The organism is Microbacterium gilvum, from assembly GCF_039543865.1.
GTDB lineage: Bacteria > Actinomycetota > Actinomycetes > Actinomycetales > Microbacteriaceae > Microbacterium > Microbacterium gilvum.
The window spans coordinates 870,886-892,516 of record NZ_BAABKO010000001.1; the positions used below are offsets into that span (position 1 = coordinate 870,886).

24 protein-coding genes and 1 pseudogene are annotated in these 21,631 nt (G+C 72.7%); 15 read left to right on the forward strand and 10 right to left on the reverse strand.

What is annotated here, in order from left to right:
- The first annotated feature begins 4 nt into the window (after positions 1–4).
- From nadA to ABD998_RS04440, 6 genes are all read left to right on the forward strand, one after another.
- Complete coding sequence (gene nadA / locus ABD998_RS04415; RefSeq protein ID WP_345436310.1) at positions 5–1,327, forward strand: quinolinate synthase NadA; 1,323 nt, start codon at positions 5–7, stop codon at positions 1,325–1,327.
- A complete protein-coding gene (gene nadB, locus ABD998_RS04420) occupies positions 1,324–2,838 on the forward strand; it encodes an L-aspartate oxidase (protein ID WP_345436312.1) in 1,515 nt (504 codons plus the stop codon). The genes nadA and nadB overlap by 4 nt, the downstream gene beginning before the upstream one ends.
- Positions 2,832–3,677, forward strand: coding sequence for a carboxylating nicotinate-nucleotide diphosphorylase (gene nadC / locus ABD998_RS04425; protein WP_345436314.1), 846 nt, complete (start codon positions 2,832–2,834; stop codon positions 3,675–3,677). Before nadB ends, nadC begins: the two co-directional genes overlap by 7 nt.
- Before the next feature lies 1 nt (position 3,678).
- On the forward strand, positions 3,679–4,788 hold the full coding sequence (locus tag ABD998_RS04430) for a cysteine desulfurase family protein (protein ID WP_345436316.1): 1,110 nt from the start codon (positions 3,679–3,681) through the stop codon (positions 4,786–4,788).
- Between the two features lie 38 nt (positions 4,789–4,826).
- Positions 4,827–5,711: a glycosyltransferase family 2 protein gene (locus ABD998_RS04435; protein WP_345436318.1), complete on the forward strand. Its 885-nt coding sequence runs from the start codon at positions 4,827–4,829 to the stop codon at positions 5,709–5,711.
- Positions 5,712–6,159: 448 nt separating this feature from the next.
- On the forward strand, positions 6,160–6,393 hold the full coding sequence (locus ABD998_RS04440) for a hypothetical protein (protein ID WP_345436320.1): 234 nt from the start codon (positions 6,160–6,162) through the stop codon (positions 6,391–6,393).
- Between the two features lie 3 nt (positions 6,394–6,396).
- On the opposite strand, the gene ABD998_RS04445 is transcribed toward ABD998_RS04440, so the two are convergent.
- Positions 6,397–8,265 carry an ABC transporter ATP-binding protein gene (locus tag ABD998_RS04445; protein ID WP_345436928.1) on the reverse strand — a complete coding sequence of 623 codons (1,869 nt, stop codon included), beginning with the start codon at positions 8,263–8,265 and terminating at the stop codon, positions 6,397–6,399.
- 158 nt (positions 8,266–8,423) lie between these two features.
- Between ABD998_RS04445 and ABD998_RS04450 the strand changes: the two genes are divergently transcribed.
- Positions 8,424–9,902: an MDR family MFS transporter gene (locus ABD998_RS04450; RefSeq protein ID WP_345436322.1), complete on the forward strand. Its 1,479-nt coding sequence runs from the start codon at positions 8,424–8,426 to the stop codon at positions 9,900–9,902.
- Positions 9,903–9,969: 67 nt separating this feature from the next.
- On the opposite strand, the gene ABD998_RS04455 is transcribed toward ABD998_RS04450, so the two are convergent.
- The 4 genes from ABD998_RS04455 to ABD998_RS04470 are packed head-to-tail and all read right to left on the reverse strand — an operon-like array spanning position 9,970 to position 12,222.
- Positions 9,970–10,092: a hypothetical protein gene (locus tag ABD998_RS04455; protein ID WP_345436324.1), complete on the reverse strand. Its 123-nt coding sequence runs from the start codon at positions 10,090–10,092 to the stop codon at positions 9,970–9,972.
- Positions 10,093–10,102: 10 nt separating this feature from the next.
- Positions 10,103–10,720, reverse strand: coding sequence for a YdcF family protein (locus ABD998_RS04460; protein WP_345436326.1), 618 nt, complete (start codon positions 10,718–10,720; stop codon positions 10,103–10,105).
- On the reverse strand, positions 10,717–11,238 hold the full coding sequence (locus ABD998_RS04465; protein WP_345436328.1) for a GNAT family N-acetyltransferase: 522 nt from the start codon (positions 11,236–11,238) through the stop codon (positions 10,717–10,719). The genes ABD998_RS04460 and ABD998_RS04465 overlap by 4 nt, the downstream gene beginning before the upstream one ends.
- A 9-nt stretch (positions 11,239–11,247) precedes the next feature.
- Complete coding sequence (locus ABD998_RS04470) at positions 11,248–12,222, reverse strand: AraC family transcriptional regulator (RefSeq protein WP_345436330.1); 975 nt, start codon at positions 12,220–12,222, stop codon at positions 11,248–11,250.
- A gap of 397 nt (positions 12,223–12,619) precedes the next feature.
- Between ABD998_RS04470 and ABD998_RS04475 the strand changes: the two genes are divergently transcribed.
- Positions 12,620–12,937: a DUF7882 family protein gene (locus ABD998_RS04475; protein ID WP_345436332.1), complete on the forward strand. Its 318-nt coding sequence runs from the start codon at positions 12,620–12,622 to the stop codon at positions 12,935–12,937.
- Between the two features lie 15 nt (positions 12,938–12,952).
- Here ABD998_RS04475 and ABD998_RS04480 read toward each other — a convergent pair whose 3' ends face one another.
- Complete coding sequence (locus ABD998_RS04480; RefSeq protein WP_345436334.1) at positions 12,953–14,218, reverse strand: cytochrome P450; 1,266 nt, start codon at positions 14,216–14,218, stop codon at positions 12,953–12,955.
- Between the two features lie 129 nt (positions 14,219–14,347).
- Here ABD998_RS04480 and ABD998_RS04485 point away from each other — a divergent pair, with 129 nt between their 5' ends.
- Positions 14,348–14,815 carry an SRPBCC family protein gene (locus ABD998_RS04485; protein WP_345436336.1) on the forward strand — a complete coding sequence of 156 codons (468 nt, stop codon included), beginning with the start codon at positions 14,348–14,350 and terminating at the stop codon, positions 14,813–14,815.
- 44 nt (positions 14,816–14,859) lie between these two features.
- A complete protein-coding gene (locus ABD998_RS04490; protein WP_345436338.1) occupies positions 14,860–16,734 on the forward strand; it encodes a penicillin-binding transpeptidase domain-containing protein in 1,875 nt (624 codons plus the stop codon).
- A 14-nt stretch (positions 16,735–16,748) separates the two neighbouring features.
- On the opposite strand, the gene ABD998_RS04495 is transcribed toward ABD998_RS04490, so the two are convergent.
- The gene (locus ABD998_RS04495; protein WP_345436340.1) at positions 16,749–17,348 is read right to left on the reverse strand and encodes a GTP pyrophosphokinase; all 600 of its coding nucleotides are present in this window, start codon (positions 17,346–17,348) and stop codon (positions 16,749–16,751) included.
- Positions 17,349–17,380: 32 nt separating this feature from the next.
- Here ABD998_RS04495 and arfB point away from each other — a divergent pair, with 32 nt between their 5' ends.
- Complete coding sequence (gene arfB / locus ABD998_RS04500) at positions 17,381–17,821, forward strand: alternative ribosome rescue aminoacyl-tRNA hydrolase ArfB (RefSeq protein WP_345436342.1); 441 nt, start codon at positions 17,381–17,383, stop codon at positions 17,819–17,821.
- Here arfB and ABD998_RS04505 read toward each other — a convergent pair.
- Positions 17,787–18,104 carry a putative quinol monooxygenase gene (locus ABD998_RS04505; protein ID WP_345436344.1) on the reverse strand — a complete coding sequence of 106 codons (318 nt, stop codon included), beginning with the start codon at positions 18,102–18,104 and terminating at the stop codon, positions 17,787–17,789. The two genes, arfB and ABD998_RS04505, sit on opposite strands and share 35 nt — an antisense overlap.
- Before the next feature lie 36 nt (positions 18,105–18,140).
- On the opposite strand from ABD998_RS04505, the gene ABD998_RS04510 reads away from it, so the two are divergent.
- On the forward strand, positions 18,141–18,530 hold the full coding sequence (locus ABD998_RS04510; protein WP_345436346.1) for a VOC family protein: 390 nt from the start codon (positions 18,141–18,143) through the stop codon (positions 18,528–18,530).
- Positions 18,531–18,647: 117 nt separating this feature from the next.
- Here the strand turns inward: ABD998_RS04510 and ABD998_RS17780 are convergent.
- Positions 18,648–18,728 (reverse strand): annotated as a pseudogene (locus ABD998_RS17780) (HigA family addiction module antitoxin); the annotation flags it as partial.
- On the opposite strand from ABD998_RS17780, the gene ABD998_RS04515 reads away from it, so the two are divergent.
- Positions 18,718–18,996, forward strand: a complete 279-nt coding sequence (locus tag ABD998_RS04515) for a type II toxin-antitoxin system Phd/YefM family antitoxin (RefSeq protein WP_345436348.1) — start codon at positions 18,718–18,720, stop codon at positions 18,994–18,996. The pseudogene ABD998_RS17780 and the gene ABD998_RS04515 overlap by 11 nt on opposite strands.
- Positions 18,993–19,259 carry a Txe/YoeB family addiction module toxin gene (locus ABD998_RS04520; RefSeq protein ID WP_345436350.1) on the forward strand — a complete coding sequence of 89 codons (267 nt, stop codon included), beginning with the start codon at positions 18,993–18,995 and terminating at the stop codon, positions 19,257–19,259. The genes ABD998_RS04515 and ABD998_RS04520 overlap by 4 nt, the downstream gene beginning before the upstream one ends.
- A gap of 139 nt (positions 19,260–19,398) precedes the next feature.
- Here ABD998_RS04520 and ychF read toward each other — a convergent pair whose 3' ends face one another.
- Positions 19,399–20,472: a redox-regulated ATPase YchF gene (gene ychF / locus ABD998_RS04525; protein ID WP_345436352.1), complete on the reverse strand. Its 1,074-nt coding sequence runs from the start codon at positions 20,470–20,472 to the stop codon at positions 19,399–19,401.
- A 103-nt stretch (positions 20,473–20,575) separates the two neighbouring features.
- On the opposite strand from ychF, the gene ABD998_RS04530 reads away from it, so the two are divergent.
- The gene (locus tag ABD998_RS04530; protein WP_345436355.1) at positions 20,576–21,628 is read left to right on the forward strand and encodes an FUSC family protein; all 1,053 of its coding nucleotides are present in this window, start codon (positions 20,576–20,578) and stop codon (positions 21,626–21,628) included.
- Positions 21,629–21,631: the final 3 nt, after the last annotated feature.

Below are 21,631 nucleotides of genomic sequence, written 5' to 3' on the forward strand. Positions count from 1 at the left end.
TCCCATGGCCGCCACCTCCGTCGCCCTCTCGCCGCGCCCCGTCGACCCCAGCGTCGACCACGGCATCCGCGCCATCCTGTCGGGCGCCGCCGCGGGTTCGACCTGCTCGACCGACCTCGCCGACGGGCCGTGGGCGTTCGACGTCGAGGAGGGCTACGGACCCGGTGCCTCCATGGCAGATGTGATCCCCACGGGCGCCCCCCGCCAGGGCGAGCTCCCCCGCGCCTACCGGGAGGCACCGGAGGCAGAGCTCCACGACCGCATCCGCGCGGCGAAGGCGGCGCTCGGCGACCGTGTCGTGGTGCTCGGCCACTTCTACCAGCGCGACGAAGTCGTGCAGCACGCCGACTACGTGGGCGACTCCTTCCAGCTCGCGAACGCCGCCCTCGCCCATCCCGCCGCGGAGGCGATCGTCTTCTGCGGGGTGCACTTCATGGCCGAGACAGCCGACATGCTCTCCGGCACCGAGCAGGCGGTCATCCTGCCGAACCTCGCCGCGGGGTGCTCCATGGCCGACATGGCCGACATCGACCAGGTCGAGGAGTGCTGGGAGCAGCTCGAGGACGTGCTCGGGCCGCTCGACGCGCCGGATGCCGACGGGCTCGTGCCGGTCGTCCCCGTGACGTACATGAACTCGTCGGCCGCCATCAAGGGATTCGTGGGCCGACACGGCGGCATCGTCTGCACCTCGTCGAACGCGAGCACCGTGCTGGAGTGGGCGTTCGCCCGCGGCCGCCGCGTGCTCTTCTTCCCCGACCAGCACCTCGGGCGGAACACCGCGAAGGCCATGGGCGTGCCGCTCGACCGGATGCCGATGTGGAACCCCCGGCGCCCCCTCGGCGGCTCGACAGAGCAGACGCTGCGCGACAGCGCCGTCATCCTGTGGCACGGGTTCTGCTCCGTCCACCGCCGCTTCACGCCAGCGCAGATCGCGCAGGCGCGCGCGGAGCACCCCGGCGTGCGCGTCATCGTGCACCCCGAGTGCCCCATGGAGGTCGTCGACGCCGCGGACGAGGCGGGGTCGACCGACTACATCCGCAAGGCCATCCTCGCCGCGACGGAGCCGACGACGTTCGCCATCGGCACCGAGATCAACCTCGTGCAACGGCTCGCGGCCGAGCATCCGCAGCACGAGATCTTCTGCCTCGACCCCGTCGTCTGCCCGTGCTCGACGATGTACCGCATCCACCCCGGCTACCTCGCCTGGGTGCTCGAGGAGCTCGTGGCCGGACGCGTCGTCAACCGCATCTCGGTGGACGCATCCGTCACCGCGCCCGCGCGCATCGCGCTCGAGCGCATGCTCGCTGCGCGGCCGGCCGGATCATGACGAGCGCGATCATCGTCGGGAGCGGCATCGCCGGCCTCTCTGCCGCACTCCATGCCGTGCGCGCGGGCGTCGACGTCACGATCGTCGCGAAGGGCGCGCTCGCCGACACCGCGACCCGATGGGCGCAGGGCGGCATCGCCGCCGTGCTGACGCGCGGCGACAGCGTCGAGGCGCACGTCGCCGACACGCTGCGCGCGGGCGACGGCCTGTGCGACGAGGATGCCGTCCGCGTCCTCGCCTCGGAAGGCCCTGGTCGCGTGCGCGAGCTCATCGCGCTCGGCGTCGCCTTCGACCGCGACGCCGATGGCGCGCTCCGCATGGGCCTGGAGGCCGCGCACTCGCATGCCCGCATCCTGCACGCGGGCGGGGATGCCACCGGCCGCGCCATCGAGGAGGTGCTCGTCGCCGCCGCACGGGCGTCGCGCGCGCGCATCCTCGAGCACGCCCGTCTCATCGACCTCGTCGACGACGGCGACCGCATCGGCGGGGTGCGCGTCATCGCGGGCGGGGAGGTCCGCGAGCTGCGCGCGGACGCCGTCGTGCTCGCGACGGGCGGCGCTGGCCGGCTCTACTCCCGCACGACGAACCCCGCGCTCGCCACGGGCGACGGCATCGCCGCGGCGTCGCGCGCGGGTGCCGCGGTCGCCGATCTCGAGTTCGTCCAGTTCCATCCCACGGTGCTCGCCGCCGGCGCGCCGTTCCTCGTCTCCGAGGCGGTGCGCGGCGAGGGCGCCGTGCTCGTCGACGAGACCGGTCGCCGCTTCGCCTTCGACGACCATCCCGACGGCGAGCTCGCCCCGCGCGACGTCGTCGCGCGCTCCATCGCCCGGCGGATGGCCGAGCAGGGAGGCCGCCCTGTGCTCCTCGATGCGACCGCGCTCGGCAGGGCGGCGCTCGCGGCCCGCTTCCCCACGATCACGGCGGCCGTCGCGGCGCGCGGGTTCGACTGGGCGGAGACGGCCGTGCCCGTCACCCCCGCCGCGCACTACCTCATGGGGGGCGTGGCCACCGACCTCCACGGACGGACGACGCGCGCGGGGCTTCTCGCCGTCGGCGAGTGCGCGCGCACGGGCGTCCACGGCGCCAACCGGCTCGCCTCGAACTCGCTGCTGGAGGGGGCCGTCTTCGGCGCCCGCGCGGCCGCCGTGCTCGCCGACTCGACCGCGGCGAGCGCGCCGGGGCCATCCGACCGGGGCGCGCCCGTCCCGCCCGATCCCGATGCGCCCCCGTTCTCGCGCGAGGCGCTGCAGCGGCTGATGTGGGACGAGGTCGGCCTCGTCCGCGACGGGGCACGGCTGATGCATGCGGCGGGAGTCCTGTCGGCGTGGGACGCCGCGCTTCCCGCCCCCCGCACACCCCGCGCGCACGAGGACGCCGCCCTCGTGCACGTCGGCGCCCTGGCCGCGAGCGCGGCCCTCGCACGCACGGCGTCGGCCGGCGCGCACCATCGCGCAGACGCCGTCCGCCCCGCACCCGAACCGGCCCTCGCCACGGCAGGAGCACCATGCTGACCCGATCCGCCATCGACCGCGCCGTGCGCGCCGCCCTCGACGAGGACGCGCCGTGGGGCGACCTCACGAGCGAGGCCTTCGTCCCCGCGCACGCGACAGCGGAGGCGGCACTGGTCGCGCGCGAGGCCGGCGTCCTCAGCGGCGGTGAGGTGTTCGAGGCCGCCTTCGGCCTTGTCGACTCCCGCATCGGCGTCGACGTGCTCGTCGACGACGGCTCGCGCTTCGCCGAGGGGACGGTGCTCGCACGCGTCGCCGGTCCCGCGCGCGGTGTCCTCACGGCCGAACGCGTCGCCCTCAACTTCACGCAGCGGATGTCCGGCATCGCGACGCTCACGGCGCGCTACGTCGCCGAGGTGGCGGGGACGGGCGCGCGCATCGCCGACACGCGCAAGACGACGCCGGGCCTGCGCGCCTTCGAGCGGCACGCCGTGCGCTCGGGCGGCGGCTCGAACCACCGCTTCTCGCTCTCGGACGCCGTCATGGCGAAGGACAACCACCTCGCGGTCCTCGACGGCGACGACCTCACGACCGCGCTGCGCGCGGGGATGGCCAGGCTCGGCCATACCGTGCACGTCGAGGTGGAGGTCGACCGCATCGACCAGATCGAGCCCGTGCTCGCGGCGGGTGTCGACACGATCATGCTCGACAACTTCCCGCTCGCCGCGCTCCGCGAAGGGGTCGCGCTGGTCGCGGGGCGCGCGGTCGTGGAGGCGTCGGGGGGCGTGAGCCTCGAGACGGTGCGGGCGATCGCCGAGACGGGCGTCGACGTCGTGTCGGTGGGCGCCCTGACCCATTCGGCGCCCGCCGTCGACCTCGGGCTCGATCTCCGCGTGCGCTGACGTGCTCTACCTCGACAACGCCGCCACCGGCCCCATTCGCCCCGAGGTGCTCGAGGCCATGGCACCGTACCTGACGCGCGACTACGGCAACCCGGCGAGCCGCCACACGGTCGGCGAGCGGGCGGCGGCTGCGGTCGAAGACGCCCGTTCGCGCATCGCCGGCGTCCTCGGCATGCGCCGGGGAGACGTCGTCTTCACCTCCGGCGGCACGGAGGCCAACAACCTCGCCGTCAAGGGCGTCGCGCTCGCCGCGCTCGCCCATCGCGGTGCGCGGCACATCGTGACGACCGCCGTCGAGCACGAGTCGATCCTCGAGTCCGCGGCCTACCTGGCGCGCTTCCACGGCATCGAGGCGACGGTCGTCGGGGTGGATGGCGACGGCGCGGCGTCGGCGGACGAGCTCGCCGCGGCCATCCGGCCCGACACGTCCCTCGTGTCGATGGGTCTCGCGAACAACGAGGTCGGCACCGTGCAGATCGTGCCGGACGTCGCCGTCCCGCTCCATCTCGACGCGGTGCAGGCCGCAGGATGGCTCGACCTGCGGTCGACGGGCGCCGACGCCCTCTCGCTCGCGGGGCACAAGGTCGGCGCGCCGAAGGGGGTGGGCGTGCTCGCCATCCGGGGGCGGATCCCGCTCGAGCCCCTCGTCCACGGCGGCGGTCAGCAGCGCGGCCGCCGGAGCGGCACGGAATCGGCCGCGCTCGCGGTGGCGATGGCGCGCGCCCTCGAGCTCGCCGAGGACGAGCGCGAGGAGTGCGTGCGCCGGGTCGCCGCCATCCGCGACGACTTCGTGGCGCGCGTGCTCTCGCTCATCCCCTCCGCCCGGCTCACGGGGCATCCGGCGCGGCGCCTGCCGGGCAGTGCGAGCTTCACGTTCGCGGGCACGAGCGGGGAGGCCGTTCTGCTCGAGCTGGAGCGCCGCGGCGTGGTGTCGTCGAGCGGCTCGGCGTGCGCCGCCGGATCGGACGAGCCGTCGCATGTGCTCGTCGCGATGGGCGTGCCGCCCGAGGTCGCGCAGACGTCCGTGCGCTTCACCCTGGCGCACGGGCACAGCCGCCCGCTCGACGACGTCGCCGATGCGGTCGCCGCGGCGGTGCGCGCGGTCGCCTGACGCGTCCCCGGCCCGCGTCGCGGCGATATCCTCGTCCCGTGCCCCCGCTCGCGACCGTCATCGTCCCCGGGTGGGATGTCGCCCCCTTCGCCGCCGCTGCGCTCGACTCGCTGCGTGCGCAGACGTTCGGCGGGTGGCGAGCCGTCCTCGTCGACGACGGCTCGACCGACGGCACGGGCGAGATCTTCGCGCGGTACGCGGCGGTGGACGACCGCTTCGTCCTCGCGCCGCACGACCATCAGCGCGGCCTCGGCGCGGCGCGCAACACCGGCCTCGACCTCGTCGACACCGCCTACGTCGGATTCCTCGACGCCGACGACGTCATGATGCCAGGTGCGCTCGAGACGCTCGTCGGCTCGCTGGAGTCGTCGGGGAGCGACCTCGTCGCGGGCGCCTACGTGCGCCTGCGCCCTGAGGGAGGCGGCTACCGTGCGGGCGAGGTGCAGCCTTGGGTCGCGGCGGCGACCTCGCCCCGGCGCATCGCGACGACGCTCGACGCGCATCCCGAGGTGACGGGCAACATCGTGGCGTGGTCCAAGCTGTCGCGCACCGCGTTCTGGCGCGACCACGGGCTGCGCTTCCCGGAGGGAGTGCTCTACGAGGACCAGGAGATCGCGCAGCGCATGTACACCTCCGCGCGCGCGTTCGACGTCGTCCCCGACGTCGTCGTGCAGTGGCGGGTGCGGGCCGACGGCACGTCCATCACGCAGCGCGAGGCCGACCCCCGGGTGTTCCAGGCATGCCTCCAGGCCATGCGCGACGGGCTCCGGGCCCTCGCGGCGCACGAGCCCGCGCGCCGTGCCCGCGCGGGCCAGATCCTGCGGATGGACATCCCCCGTCTCGCCGAGATCGTCCACCTGGACCCGCGCCTGTCCCCCCTCCTCTCCGCCTTCGCCGCGGAGGTGGAGGCCCTGTCCTCCTGACACCTTTCCCCCCGACCCGGCGCCTCCCGGGACCCCAGTACCCGGGGCTCTTGCCGCATGTCGTCGCCATCCGCCGCCTGAGGCGACCGTTCGTGGCAACAGCCCCGCCGTCCTCCCGTGCACCGGCCGGCAGAACCGGCGCGTCGACCGACAGGGCTGTGGACGACCCCGGGCGAGCCGTGCGCGGGGGCGCAGGCTGCCGTCATGAGCAGACGACCGTCCGACCTGCCGGCCCACCTTCGCCACGGGCCGTTCCGGCCCTCCGAGACTCCCGAGGTCTCGGCCCGCCGCGCACGCGGTGCCGACCTGTGGAGCCCCGTCCACGGTGTCAGGATGGCGGCCACGCGGAGGAGCTTCGTGGACGTCTGCCGGGCGATCGCGCTCACGCTCCCCGCCGGTTCCGCGTTCAGCCACACCACAGCCGCACGCCTCTGGGGCCTCCCCTTGCGTGCTCGACTCTGCCGGCGCGTTCGTCGCGCGGGTGGATCTCGCTCTGCCCGAGCTCCGCATGGCGATCGAGTACGAGGGCGACCATCATCGCGACAAGGCGCAGTGGCGGAAGGACCTCGCGCGGCGCCGCCGGCTCGAGGCGCTCGGATGGACGTACGTGAGCGTGACGCAGGCCGATCTCGACGACCCGCGGGCGCTGCTCGCCGACCTCCGTGCGGCGATCGGCGCCTGAACCTCACTCCTCGAGCGCGCGCGTCGCCGCGAGCTGCTCGGCCGCGAGCTCCGCGTACAGCCCGCCCGCGAGGACGAGCTCGGCGTGCGTGCCCGACTCGACGATGCGCCCCGCCTCGACGACGTGGATGACGTCGGCGTCGATGACGGTCGACAGCCGGTGCGCGATCGAGATCGTCGTGCGCCCGCGCGATGCGCTCTCGAGCGCCTCCTGCACGATCCGCTCCGACACGGTATCGAGTGCGCTCGTCGCCTCGTCGAGGAGCAGGACGGGCGGGTCCTTCAGGAGCACGCGCGCGATCGCGATGCGCTGCTTCTCGCCGCCCGACAGCCGGTAGCCGCGCTCCCCCACGACGGTGTCGTAGCCGTCCTCGAAGCCCGCGATGACGTGGTGGATGTTCGCCTGGCGGCAGGCGCGTTCGATCTCCTCGTCGGTCGCCTCGGGCCGCGCGTACCGGAGGTTCTCGCGGACGGTCGCGTGGAAGAGGTACGTCTCCTGCGAGACGATGCCGACGGCGTCCACGATCGACTCCTGCGTGAGCGAGCGGACATCCGCCCCGGCGAACAGCACGCGTCCTGTCTCCGCCTCATACAACCGCGGCGTGAGGTACAGGACGGTCGTCTTCCCCGCACCGGACGGGCCGACGAACGCCACGTGCGAGCCCGGCTCGGCCGTGAACGACACTCCGCGCAGCGTCGGAACGGATTCGCGCGCCGCATCCGGATAGCGGAACGTCACGTCGCGGAACTCCACACGCCCGAGAGGACCGGGCGCCTCCGAGACCGGGACGGCGTCGGGAGCGTCTCGGATGGCCGGCTCGAGATCGAGGTACTCGAAGATGCGGGCGAACAGCGCGAACGACGTCTGCACGTCGAGCGCGATGCGCATGAGGCTCGTGAGCGGCTGCAGCAGCCGGGCCTGCACGTTCGTGAAGGCGACGATCGTGCCGGCCGTGAGCAGTCCGCTCTCCCCCGCGAGGAGGAAGCCCGCGACGAGGTAGATGACAGCGGGCACCGAGGCCATCAGGACGTGCACGACGGCGAAGAAACCCTGCCCGCTCATCGCCTGGCGCACCTGCAGGCGGATCTGGTTGGCGTTCTCGTCGGCATAGCGCGCCGACTCGGTGCGCTGGCGGTTGAACGACTTCGAGAGCAGGATGCCCGAGACGCTCAGCGTCTCCTGCGTGATCGCGGTCAGCTCGGAGAGCGACTGCTGCGTCTCGGCCGCGATGCGCGCGCGGACCTGGCCCACCCTCCTCTGCACGATGACGAGCACGGGCATGACGACGACGGCGATGAGCGTCAGCCGCCAGTCGATGAGGATCATGGCGACGAGCGATGCGACGACCGTCACGCTGTTCCCGAGGATGGCCGTCACGGTGCTCGTGAGGACGCTCGACACCCCGCCGACGTCGTTCTGCAGACGCGACTGGATGACGCCCGTCTTGGTGCGCGTGAAGAAGCCGAGCTCCATCGCCTGGAGGTGGTCGAACATCCGCACGCGCAGGTCGCCCGTCACGCGGTTCCCGACGTTCGAGGTGAACCAGGTCTGCGCGACCCCCACGACGGCGCTCAGCAGGTAGAGGCCGATCATGATCGCGACGAGTCGGACGAGGAGGGGGATGTCGACGGCGCCGCCGTCGACGGGGAAGAGCGCGTCGTCGAACACGCGCTGCACGACGAGCGGAGGCACGACCCCGAGCGCGGCGCCGACGACGACGAGGCCGGCGGTGACCGCGATGCGGCCGCGGTACGGGCGGAAGAGCCGCACGACGCGCGCGCCGAGGTCGGGGACACGCGGCGCCTCCGCGTTGGCACGGCGCTGCGCCGCCTCGTCGATGGGCCGCGGCCCCCCGCGTCCGGGTCCGCCCATGACTCTCCCCATACTCATGTCAAAGAGCATACATTCCGGCAGGGGCGGCGGATCGGGAATGGCGGACGGGATGTCGCCGTTAGGCTGTAACGTCGCCCCGGCGCCTCTCCTCCTCGCGCCCGCCGCGGCATCCGCCACCTCTTCTCCCCGGGAGCCTCATGACGTCCACCGACACCGGCGCCATCCGCGCACAGCAGCAGCAGGGGATCGATCCCCGCGGCATGAGGGTCATCTGGCTCCTCCTCATCGCCGCCTTCGTGGCCATCCTCAACGAGACGACGATGGGCATCGCCATCCCGCACCTCAACGAGGACCTCGGTCTCGCCCCGGAGCTCGGCCAGTGGCTGACGAGCGCGTTCATGCTGACGATGGCCGTCGTCATCCCGACCACCGGCTTCCTGCTGCAGCGCTTCACGACGCGGCAGATCTTCCTCGCCGCCATGACGGCGTTCTCGCTCGGCACGCTCGTCTGCCTCGTCGCGCCAGGATTCGTGCTCCTGCTCGCGGGGCGCGTCGTCCAGGCACTCGGAACGGGCATCATGATGCCGCTCCTCATGACGACGATGATGAACGTCGTCCCCGCGCACTCGCGCGGGCGCATGATGGGCCGCGTCGGCCTCGTCATCTCGCTGGCTCCCGCCATCGGACCCACCCTCTCGGGCGCCGTGCTCGAGACGCTCAGCTGGCGCTGGCTCTTCGCCATCATCCTGCCGATCGCGATCGTCGCGCTGGTCGTCGGCGGCAAGTGGATGACCAACCTCGGCGAGACGCGCAAGGCGCCCATCGACGTCCTGTCGATCATCCTGTCGGCTCTCGCGTTCGGCGGCATCGTCTACGGGCTCAGCCAGTTCGGCGGGCACAGCGGGGACGGCGCCTCGTCCTCGACGACGGTCGGCGTCGTCGTGCTCGTCCTGGGGGTCGCCTTCCTCGCCCTGTTCGTGTGGCGGCAGCTCGTGCTGCAGCGGGTCGACGACGCGCTCCTCGACCTGCGCGTCTTCCGTTCGGCGAACTTCACGGTGTCCGTCGTCATCATGTCGATCATCGCGCTGTCGATGTTCGGGACGCTGACGCTCCTGCCCCAGTACCTGCAGAACGTCGCCGGCCTCGACGCTCTGCAGTCGGGCCTCGTCCTCCTGCCGGGATCGGTGCTGATGGGCGTGCTCGGCCCGTTCATGGGCCGCATCTACGACGCCCGCGGCCCGAAGACGCTGCTCGTGCCCGGCACGATCATCGTCGCGGGAGCGCTGTTCTTCTACTCGACCGTGACGGAGCACACGCCGGAGTGGGTGCTCATCCTCGTGCAGACGGCGATGTCGGTCGGCATGGCGGCGTCGTTCACGCCGCTGTTCTCGGCATCGCTCGGATCGCTCGAGCGGCACCTCTACTCCCACGGCTCCGCCGTGCTGAACACGCTGCAGCAGGTCGCGGGCGCGGCGGGCGTGGCGATCCTCATCGCGACGTACTCGGGCATCCTGCACGCGGGCGAGGCCGCAGGGCTCTCGACACCCGTCGCGGGTGCACCCGGCGCGCGGATGGCGTTCCTCATCGCGGCGCTCATCTCGCTCGTCGCGGTCGTGCTCGCGTTCTTCGTGCGGCGGCCGGCGGATCAGGAGGCCGGCGGCTTCCCCGGGCACTGACCGCTCGCTCCACGCAGAAGCGCCCCGCGATCGCGGGGCGCTTCTGCGTGGGACGAGCTGCGGCGTGTCAGTCCTTCTCGGGCACCTGCCAGCTGCAGACCCCGTCGACGCAAGCGGGGGCGGCATCGAGCACCCCGTCGAGCGGCGTCAGGAGCAGCGGCTTCGGGTCGGGGCCGGAGGATGCGGACATGGCGACCATGCTACGCCCGCGCGCGGACACGGGGGCCGCGCGCGCGGAACCAGGCGCGCACGGCGATCTCGTACAGCGCGGCGAGGGGCAGCAGCACGATCCAGGCGCCGTCGCGCACGTCGACGGCAGGCGAGAGCCGGTCGGCCAGGTCCGGCCGCTGCCGACGCAGATCCTGTCGAGCGCGCTCCGCGTGCAGCGGGTTCGACACGAGCACGATGCGCGTGGCGCCCTCGAGGAACGGGGTCGTGAAGAGCAGGTTCTCCCATGTCGTGCGCGACGCGCTCTCGCGCGCGACGGTCCTCCCGGTCTCCCCCGCGTACGCGGCCATGAGGTCGGCCTCGGCGATGCGCCCTCCCGGGCTGCCGCCGGAGAAGACCAGCAGGTCTGCGTCGTCGCGATCCGCGGTGGCGAGAGCCGCACGGACGCGCCAGCGGTTGACGGCGTTGATCCGCCCGCCCGCATTGCGGAACCCGAGCGCGACGACGACCGTCCGGCCGTCCTCGGCGTGCGACCCGAGCGCCCGACGCGCCGCGACCCGGTTCACGACCTCGCCCGCCGCGACACCGGCCGCGAGCACGGCGACAGCCGCGAGCACAGGTCCACCCGCGACCGCGACGCGCGCGATCACGCGAGGGTCACCCAGTAGCGGCGCATCGCCTTCCCGTCCGCCGTGTCGCGGACGTCCTCCAGCACGCCCCCGGCTCCCTCGATCGTGCGGCGCGAGGCGACGTTGTCGATGTCGCACACGATGAGCACCCGGTCGTATCCCCGCCCACGGGCGAGCTCGAGCGTCTCCCCCAGGGCCCACGAGGCGAGACCCCGGCGGCGCGCGGACGGCCGCACGCCGTAGCCGATGTGCCCTCCCTGCTCGAGGAGGAACGGCGTCAGCTCGTGGCGGAAGGCGATGGCTCCGAGGTAGTCGTCGCCATCGACGATCCATCGGTGCGTGCACGTGACCATCCCTTCGCCGGGTGCGGTCGTCTCTGCGGCGTTCAGGCGCGCCACCCAGCGCTCGAAACCCTGCGCCGTCTCGACCAGATCCCCCTCCGCGAGGCCCGCGCCGTCCTGCCACGCTCCGTCCCACTCGACGTGGGACGAGAGGAACGAGCGGTGGAAACGGGTGTCGGGAGCGACGAGTTCGACCATCCGCCCAGGCTAGCCTGGCGGCTCCGCCTCCCCGCCGCTGCGCCGATAGGCGCTCGGTGTGAGCCCGATCTGCTCGCGGAACGCCCGGTGCGCGGAGTCCACCGAGCCGAAGCCGACCGCGATCGCGATCTCCTCGAAGCTGCGGCGCGTGAGCAGCATCGCCCGCGCGGCGGCCTCGACCCGACGGCTGCGGATGGCGCGGGCGACGGACAGCGGCTCGTCCTGGAAGAGACGGTGCACATAGCGCGTGCTCACGCGCAGACGACGCGCGATGTCGCTCACCTGCAGGTCGGGGTCGGCGTACTCGCGCTCGATGAGGTCGTACACCCGCTGCCGCAGGGCGTCGTCGGCGCGGAACGTCCGCGTCGCGCCGACGGGGGCGGAGAGGATGGCCTGCGCCAGGTCGAGAAGCGCGTGCGCCACGAGCTCGGACTCGCGCGTGCCGTCGTCGGGTGCGGCGTTCGACAGCGCGCGCATGACGGCGCCCCAGGTGGCGATGACGGGCGAGCGCTCCAGCACGGTGAACTCGACCGCCTCGAGCTGCTCGGGCGGCAGCCGCAGGTCGCGGATCGGGATGGACGTCGTCGCGAGCCGCGTCGGGCCCTCCGTCCAGAAGCGGAAGGGCGTGCGCAGATTGACCGCGAGGATCTGGCCGGGGTCGACGCGGGTGCTCCGCTGCGCCGCATCGACGAAGACGGTGCCCTCGACGACGTAGGTGATCCGGACGAGGTCCGACGGAGCCGCGAGGATGTGCGCGGGCGTCCGCTCGCACACGAATGCGGAGGCGGAGAAGTCCTCGTAGGCATAGTCCTGCAGGGGCACCGACACGAGACGGCCGGCGAAGGCGTCGACGTCGGGGCTCGACATGGCGAACCAGAGCGAGAGCGCGCGGAGGCCCTCGGCTCCGCTGAAGCGGTAGACGGTGCGCGTGCCCGCCGTCGCGGCGAAGGTGATGCCCACCGGGTACGGGACGATCTCGGTCACGTGCCCATCCACCTCCTTCTGTCGGGGCGCGCTCCTGCGTGCGCGCCGGATGCCGGTCTTCTGTCGACGGACCCCATGGGCCCGGACGGGAACGGGTCGACCTCGCGGACGGCGCACGACTCCCCTTACGAGTAAGCCAGTGCGCGCCGCGAGTCGGCGTGCGGCGCATCCGCAACGCGCGCCGCGCGATCACCGCAGTTCGCGAACCACGTTACGCGGCGGCGGCACGCGCAGGCCCCGTCGGATGTACCCCCGCCGCACCCATGAAACCCCCGTTCAGACACCGTTCGCGGGTTCGACGGGAGGGGACGGCGGCTCGGGCCGCCTCGGGTGCGGCGCTCGCGTGCGGATACGGCGGGCGGGTATCGACGACGAGACGCGCGGATAGCCTCTCCCCGTGGGCAGATTCATCTACGGGCCGGGCGACGCGATCGACCTCGACGATCGGACGCTGGCGCATCTGCGCATCGTCGTCATGAACAAGCTGAGGCGGTCGGAGCCGTTCATGTTCGACGCCTCGCCCGGCGAGGGGATCGGGCGCCGGAGCTTCTGGGTGCACCCCGCCGTGCCCCTTCAGTTCCAGTTCCACGGCGGACGGTCTCCGCGGCTCAACCGCGCCTGGCTCGACGACCTCATGAAGGCCGCGAGCGGGCCGTCCGGCCTCACGATCACCCCCGAGCCGGCGGAGCCGGTGGACGGCCTCCCCGCCGAGTGAACGGCCGCTGCCCGCTCAGTGGAACGGGCAGCGGCGCACGCGACCACCCGATGCCGGCCGGGTGGGGAGCCGGCGCCGGTTCACGCCCAGGCCCTCCCCCGGGATCTCGAGCCGCGGATCACTGAGCGCGGCCACCGCGACCGAGAGCCCCGCGATGGCGAGCTTCTCGCCGGGGCAGCGATGCCCCGTGGCGACGTCCGCGCCGCCGTGCGGCACGAACGCCGGGAGCGCCTCGTACGCGTCGACGCCGAGGAACCGCTCCGCGTCGAAGTCGTCGGGCCGCTCCCATGACGCGCCGTCGAGGTCGGTGCCGAGGATGTCGAGCACGAGGCGCCCGCCTTCCGCCACCGTCCGGCCGTCGACCGTCGTATCGCGCATGACGCGCCCGGGGAGCATCGGGACGAACGGCGCCGTCCTCCTGACCTCCTGCGCGAAGGCGACGGCCCGCGGCCCGTCGGTGCGCACGCCGCGCTCCGCGACCTCGCGCGCGATGTCGCGACGGGCATCCGGATGGTCGTGGAGGGCCTTCGCGGCGAATGCGGCGAAGCGCGCGACGGCGATCATCGGCCTGACGCAGTTCTGCAGCTCCACGCCCGCCGTGCGCGCGGGCAGGAGGACCCCGCGCTCGTCGCGGTGCAGAGCCCATACGGCGAGCGCGGTACGCGAGTCCGGCTGCAGCTCGCCCGCACGCACGGCGTCGACCAGCCGGCGCGCGTGACGGTCCGATCGCACCCGGTTCTGCACAGCCCGCAGATAGGCGGGCGAGTAGGGCGCTCCGAAGCCGTCGACGATCTGCGCGAGCCGGGCCGCCCATCGCGTGCGCGCCGCCGCCGTGCCCGGCGTTCCCGCCCAGCGGAGGACGGCGCGCCCGTACGCGCCCACGCCGGCGTCGTAGACGGAGCGGCCGCCGCCTGCGAGCCATGCCGCCTGCTCCGCACGCCACTCCGCTTCCAGGAGCGGGCGCAGCCGATCGACCTCCGCATCGTCGTACGCGACCGCCGTGAACGCCGCCTTGCGGTGACGGTGGGCGTCGCCGTCGAGACCGTGAACCGATCCGTGACCGAACAGCGGCTCCCGCACGACGGCCGGCATCGCGCCCCTCCGGGCGATGCGCGCGTCGTCGTAGAAGGCGTCGACTCCCTCCGGACCGCGCACGAGCAGGGCGCGCCGCCCGAGCAGGCGCATGGGCGCGGAACGCGCGCCGTCGGGCACGCGCCGCCAGATGCGCGCCCCGGCGTCGTATCCGTGCGTGAGGAGCGAGAGGGTGTCGGGGATCCGCATGCCGCCACGCTGACAGGATCGGGACGCCCGCCCCAGGGGGCTGAGATCGGCGGACGCCTGTGCTACGCATGCGCCGCGTGCGCTGTCAATCGCCTGGGGCGGCGCCCGCCCCGCGGTTAGCGTCGCGGCATGGCACGCACCTGGCGCATCATCCGCTGCACTCCCGAAGAGCTGTCGGCCGTGCTCGCCGACGGATGGCTGTACCCCGTCTGGGTGGTCGGCGCCTCGCGCATGCGCGACGTCGACAGCGGATGGCCCACCCCCGGCCGGCGGCTGCATCACTCCTTCGGGGTGTGGCCCGTGCTCATCGACGACACGACGGAGGCTCTGGAATGGCGCCCGCAGGCGCGTATGCGGCTGCGGGCGCGCGGATGGCCCATGGGCGAGGCCGAGGTGACGATCGACGTCCGCGCGCACGCGCAGGGGTGCCTCGTCCGCATCACGGAGAGGGCGGTCCGCGGGCCGGGAGCCTGGATCCCCGGCTTCCTCCTGGACCCGCCCCTGCACATCCGCAATCGCGAGACTCTGCGCCGGCTCGCCTTTCTCGCCGAGGGGCACGCCGCGCGCGCGAGGGCGGGGGCGGCCGAGACCCCGTGACAGGATGGCGGTATCCGCACGGCTCTCCGGAAGGACCGTCCCGCATGCCGATCTCGCCGACTCGTCTCGCCGCCGTGGCCATCCTCCCCCTGCTCCTCCCGCTCGCCGCATGCGCGGACACGCGCGGTGACGCCGCCCGCGCCGCCGCGGACGATCTGGTCGCCGCGCTGCAGGACCGGTCGCTCGAGGGGGTCGCCGACGCGGCGGCCGCGGAGGCGTTCGCCGCGCAGGCGGAGCCGCTCGCGGCGTACGACGTCTCGGTCACGGCCGGCGAGGTCGAGCGCGAGGAGGCCGAGGCGACCGTCCCGCTGTCATGGTCGTGGGACGTCGAGGGCCACGCCTGGGAGTACGAGACGGTCGCGACGCTCGTCGAGGAAGACGGCGCATGGACGGCGGACTGGTCGTCGGAGACGTTCGTCCCCGGTCTCGCCGCCGACGAGCAGCTCTCGGTCACGCGATCGTTCGGCCCCCGCGCCGACATCGTCGACGCATCGGGCGAGCCCATCGTCACGGAGCGCGCGGTCGGACGCTACGGCCTCGACAAGGCGAACGTCGATCCGACCGCCGTGGGCGAGTCGGCGGAGCGCATCGCCGCCGCGGTCGGAATCGATGCCGCCGCGTACCGCGCGGCCGCCGAGGGCGCAGGCCCGCAGGCGTTCGTGGAGGCCATCGTCGTCCGCGAGGGCGAGGAGGACCGCTACGTGTCGGACGACTTCTCGTCGATCCCCGGTGCGCTCGTCGTGGCCGACGAGATCCCGCTCGCCCCGACGCGCACGTTCGCGCGGGAGCTGCTCGGCATCGTCGGACAGGCGACGGCGGAGGCCGTCGAGGCGTCGGACGGCGCCGTGCGCGCGGGCGACGAGGTCGGGCTCTCCGGCCTCCAGCTGACGTACGACGCGGCCCTCCGCGGCACGCCAGACGTCGTCGTCGAGGCGGTCGCGGGCGAGGACCGCCGTGAGCTCGCGGCGTGGGACGGCGAGGACGGCACCCCGCTCGCGTTGACGCTCGACCAGGACATGCAGATCGGCGCCGAGGAGATCCTCGCCGGCCTGGGCGACGACGCGCCCGCGAGCGCGATGGTCGCCATCCGCCCGTCCACCGGCGAGGTGCTCGCCGCCGCCAACGGACAGGGTGCGGAGGGGATGAACGTCGCGACCACGGGAGCGTACGCCCCGGGCTCGACGTTCAAGCTCGTCACGTCGCTCGCGCTCCTGCGGGCCGGCGTCGGGCTCGACGACGTGCTGAGCTGCCCCGAATCGCTCACGGTCGACGGCTACACCTTCTCCAACTACGACGACTACCCCGCGTCGGCGCTCGGCGATGTCACCTTCCGCACGGCCATCGCCCACTCGTGCAACACGGCGCTCATCGGCGCGCGCGACCGCGTCGACGAGGGAGCGCTCGAGTCGGCGGCGGCAGCGCTCGGCGTCGGCGGCGAGATCGATCTCGGCTACCCCGCGTCGCTCGGCCAGGTGCCCGCGCCGGAGGGCGAGACCGAGAAGGCCGCCGATCTCATCGGGCAGGGGCGCGTGCTCGCCACCCCCCTCGCGATGGCAGCGGTCGCGGCGTCGGTGCAGGCCGGCGAGACGGTCGTGCCCCACCTCCTCGTCGAGGAGGCCGGCACGGCGGATGCCGACGTGCCGCTCACGTCGGATGAGGCGTCATCGCTGCAGCAGCTCATGCGCGCCGTCGTCACGGAGGGGTCGGCGACCTTCCTCGCGGGGATCGCCGGCGAGCCGGTCGGGGCGAAGACGGGCACGGCCGAGTACGGCGAGCCGGATGCCGACGGCGCCTACGCGACGCACAGCTGGATGGTCGGAACCCACGGAGATCTCGCCGTCGCCGTCTTCGTGGAGGACGGCGTCTCAGGCGCCGAGACGGCGGGACCCCTGCTGCAGGCGTTCTTCGAACGCTGGTGAGGCGCGGCCACGGGTCATCCCTCGAGCGCCTCGCGGATGTCGTCGAGATTGCGGTCGGCCTGCTCCAGGAGCGCCGCTGTGAGGGCGAAACGGCGGTTGATCTCGGCCGTCGGCGGCTCGGCCTGCGGCTTGTAGCGGAAATCGTGCTCGACCTCGGCCCACACGTGCTCGAGCATCGTGCGGATCTGCACCTCGACGGGGATGCCGGCGTCGAAGTCGGGGAAGGCGCCGTCGCCGCGCGTGCGGCCGACGAACTGCACGCTGCGGTAGCCGAAGCTCTCGGGGCCCAGCAGCTCGCCCTTGTCGATGTAGGAGTCCTCGGCGACGTCGAGGAGCCGGCGCGCCATCTTCTCGATCTGGGGCAGGTCGCGACGGAAGAACGCCATAACCCGAACGCCGATCATGTCGAGCACGGGGCGCGTCGGGTCGCTGCGCACCTTGAGCTCGTACGAGTAGCGCTTCTTCACGCGCGCCTCCACGCGGACGTACGACACGCCCCACTGACGCAGGTGGATGGGCAGCTCTCGTTCGAGAGCCTCGCACAGCAGGCGGTAGGCGGGCAGGGCGCGATCGTAGGCGCGCAGCGCCTCCTTGACCTCGGCCTCGATGTCCACCGGGACAGCCTATGCCGGGAGATGATTGGAGCATGGACGATCTGCTCGTGCCGCCAGGTCCCGGCGCCCCGCACGGCATCCGCATCCCCGCGGACGAGCTCGTCGAGCTGTTCTCTCGGTCATCGGGCCCGGGCGGCCAGGGCGTCAACACGGCCGACTCGCGCGTGCAGCTGCGGCTCGACATCGCGGCGAGCGCGGCGTTCGACGACGTCCAGCGGGCGCGTGTCCTCGCCCGCCTCGCAGGCCGGCTCGTCGACGGCGTGCTGACGATCGCCGCGTCGGAGGAGCGCTCGCAGCTGCGCAACCGCCGGATGGCGCGCGAGCGGCTCGCGGACATCCTGCGCGAGGCGGTCGTGCCCGACATCGACCGACGCAGGACGAAGCCGACGCGCGGCTCGACGCGACGCCGTCTCGAGGCGAAGCAGCGTCGCGGCGCCGTCAAGCAGACGCGGCGTCGTCCGAGCGCGGAGTGACGCCATCCGGGTCGTCCCGCACGACGTAGTCGCGTCGGATGCCGGCCGTCGCGCGACCCCATACGCTCGTGGCGACGCGCGCCTGGTGCGCGTCGAACGCTGCACGATCCGCGAAGCGCTCGCTCACGTCCCACACGAGGGGGTCGTCGGAGGCGGTCACGGCGAAGGACAGGCATCCCGGCTCGGCCCGCGTGAGCTCGACATGGCGCGCCAGATGCCGCGTCACGATGTCTGCCTCGTCCGCGCTCGCGCAGAGGAGCCGTCCCGTGAGCATGATCGCCATCACGCCACGGTAGTCGACGGCGACCAGGATCCCTGCTTGGGTGAGAGGACCATGACCGCGCACTTCAACCACACCATCATCGCCTCGACCGACCCGGCCGAGATGGCCGGCTTCTACCGCGACCTGCTCGAAGCGGACGATGCCCCGAGCTGGGGACCGTTCGTCAACATCGTCATCGGCGGGGGCGTCCTGCTCCAGTTCGCGGCTCCGCCGACGGAGTTCCCGCCGCAGCATTACGCGTACCTGCTCGACGACGAGCACTTCGACCGCGCGCACGCGCGGATCACGGAGAGCGGACGCGCGCACTGGGCCGACCCGCAGCGGTCGCGGCCCGGCGAGATCAACCACGAGCACGGCGGGCGCGGCGTCTACCTTCTCGACCCGTCAGGACACTACCTGGAGCTCATCACCCGCCCGTATCTGTGAGGGGCGGCGGCGGGGTGTGAGAGATCGAGCGACGGGCCCTCGCTCATGCGACTTTCAGTGGCGCGATCGCCGCCGCGATCTGCTCTCCTGCGAGATCCTCCGCACGGTCGAGCTCGTAGTGATCCCGAATCCCTCGATGAGGTCCTCCATGAGGACCTCCCCGGGATGGATCGGCTCGATCCTGTCAGTGATCGTCAACGATCTCCACCTCCCCCGGCCCGGCGTCGGCCCACACGAAGCAGATCCGCCACTGGTCGTTGATCCTGAGCGCGTCAACCTCGACCACACGGAGGTCGAGATCACCTCGAAGCGCGGCTCTGCCGTTCTGATGTCGAAGGACGAGTACGACTCGCTCGTCGAGACGAGCTATCTGCTCCGCTCCCCCGAGAACGCCCGTCGTCTCCTGAGTGCCCTGGCCAGCGCTCGCGACGGCGAGATCGAAGAACACGACTTCCTCGAGCCGTGAGCGACCGCAAGCTCGCCTGGACAGCCGAGGGGTGGGATGACTACCTCTCCTGGCAGACGCAAGACCGCAGGACTCTGCGCCGCATCAACCAGCTGATCGCCGACATGCTCCGCGACGACCCGTTCGAGGGAATCGGCAAACCCGAAGCTCTCAGGCACGCCCTCGCGGGCGCCTGGTCACGCCGCATCGATGAAGCGAACCGCCTCGTCTACGTTGCGAGCGACACCCACATCACGATCCTGCAGGCGCGCTACCGCTACTGACTCGAGCACAGGCGCGGCAGCAGATCTTGCCTGCGCAGCTTGGTCCGCACGCTCATCGTCGACCAGCTGAAGCTGGCCGACGCGCATCTCGGACGACCACGCGGGCTGCGCAGGGCGCCCTCGCCGGGTCAGAACGCGACTACACGTTGAAGCGGAACTCCACGACGTCGCCGTCCTGCATGACGTACTCCTTGCCCTCGATGCGCACGCGGCCCTTCGACTTCGCGTCGTTCATGGAGCCCGCCTCGTCGAGGTCGGCGAACGAGACGATCTCGGCCTTGATGAAGCCGCGCTCGAAGTCGGAGTGGATGACTCCAGCCGCCTGCGGTGCCGTCCATCCCTTCCGGATGGTCCACGCGCGCGCCTCCTTGGGGCCCGCGGTGAGGTAGGTCTGGAGGCCCAGGGTCTCGAAGCCGACGCGGGCGAGCTGATCGAGCCCCGACTCCTCCTGTCCGAGCGACTGCAGCAGCTCGAGCGCCTCCTCGGCGTCGAGGTCGATGAGCTCCGACTCGACCTTGGCGTCGAGGAAGACGGCCTTCGCAGGCGCGACGAGCGCCGCCAGCTCGGCCATCCGCTCGGGGTCGGTGAGCACGCCCTCGTCGACGTTGAAGACGAACAGGGTCGGCTTCGCCGTCAGCAGGCCGAGCTCCTTGATCGGCGTGACGTCGAACGCCGCCTGGAAGAGGGTCTTCCCGGTGTCGAGCACGGCCTTCGCGTCCTGCGCTGCGGCGAGCACCGCCGGGTCGGCCTTCTTGCCCTTGACCTCCTTCTCGAGGCGCGGGACGGCCTTCTCGAGGGTCTGCAGGTCGGCGAGGATCAACTCGGTGTTGATCGTCTCCATGTCGCTCGCGGGGTCGACCTTGCCGTCGACGTGCACGACGTCGGCGTCGGCGAAGCCGCGCACGACCTGAGCGATCGCGTCGGCTTCGCGGATGTTCGCGAGGAACTGGTTGCCGAGTCCCTCGCCCTCGCTCGCGCCGCGCACGATGCCCGCGATGTCGACGAACGACACCGGCGCCGGCAGGATGCGCTGCGATCCGAAGATCTCGGCGAGACGGTCGAGACGGCGATCAGGCAGCTCGACGACGCCGACGTTGGGCTCGATCGTCGCGAACGGGTAGTTCGCGGCGAGCACCGTGTTCTTGGTCAGGGCGTTGAAGAGGGTGGACTTGCCGACGTTGGGCAGGCCGACGATGCCGATAGTGAGAGCCACGGGCATCCATCCTACGTCGCCGCTCCCGTGCGCCCTATCCGACGGCCGAGCGGATGTCCACCGCCTCGCAGCCGCGACGTCCGCATCGGTAGCGTCGCAGCCCATGACGACCCTCCGCGCCCGTGCATCGGCCGCGGCCGCGGCGCTCCGCGACACCGGTCCGGGGCGGCTGCTGCTCGCGGCGAAGACCGCCCTCGCCTGCGTGCTCGCGTGGTACCTCGCCCCGTGGGTGCCGTTCGCCGAGGACCAGTACTCCTACTACGCCCCGCTCGGCGCACTCGTGACGATGCACGCCACCCTCGTGCACTCCCTGCGCACAGCCGTGCAGACCCTCGTCGGCGTCGCCGCAGGCATCGGCCTCGGCCTCGCGGCCCTCGGGATCATGGCCGTCGGCGGACCGGGCATCGTGGCACTCGGGGTCGTCGTCGGAACCGGCGTGCTCGTCGGCGCGGCGCGGCCGTTCGGCGCGGGCGGCGAATGGGTGTCGATGGCAGGGCTGTTCACCCTGCTCCTGGGCGGCCGCGATGCGCAGGACTTCTCCGTGTCGTACCTCGTGACGCTCGCGTTCGGCGCGGTCGTCGGCATCGTCGTGAACCTCCTGCTCATCCCGCCGCTGCACCTGGCTCGCGGCGGCCGCCGCCTGGGCGACCTGCGCGACACGGCGTCCGAGCGCCTGGACGACATCGCCGCCGCCGTGGAGCAGGGCGATGGGGATGGCGTGGAAGGGCTCATGCGCGCACTCGACGCGACCGCGTCCGCCGCCATCGCCGACGCCCAGGACGCCGAGGACAGCGCACGCGCCAACCCGCGGGCGCTGCGCCATCGCGAGCAGCGCCGCACGACGGCGCGCCGCCGCCGCGCCCTGGAGCGCACCGTCTTCTCGATCCGCGATCTCGCCGACGCGCTCTTCGACGCCGATGAGAGGTCGTCGATCGCGCCCGAGCACCGCACGGAGGTCGCCGACGCCGTCCGCGCGTGCGCCGCGCTCGTGCGGCTGCCGATCGGCGACGATTCGGCGCCGGCGGCCCTCCGCGACGCCGACGCCGCCATCGAGCGGTGCCGTGCGCGGCTGCTCCCCACGGCGGACGGAGGCCGCGCGGGCGCCGCCCTCTTCTGCCTCCAGCGCATCGTGGAGGCGTCGCGTCCGTTCGTCTGACGC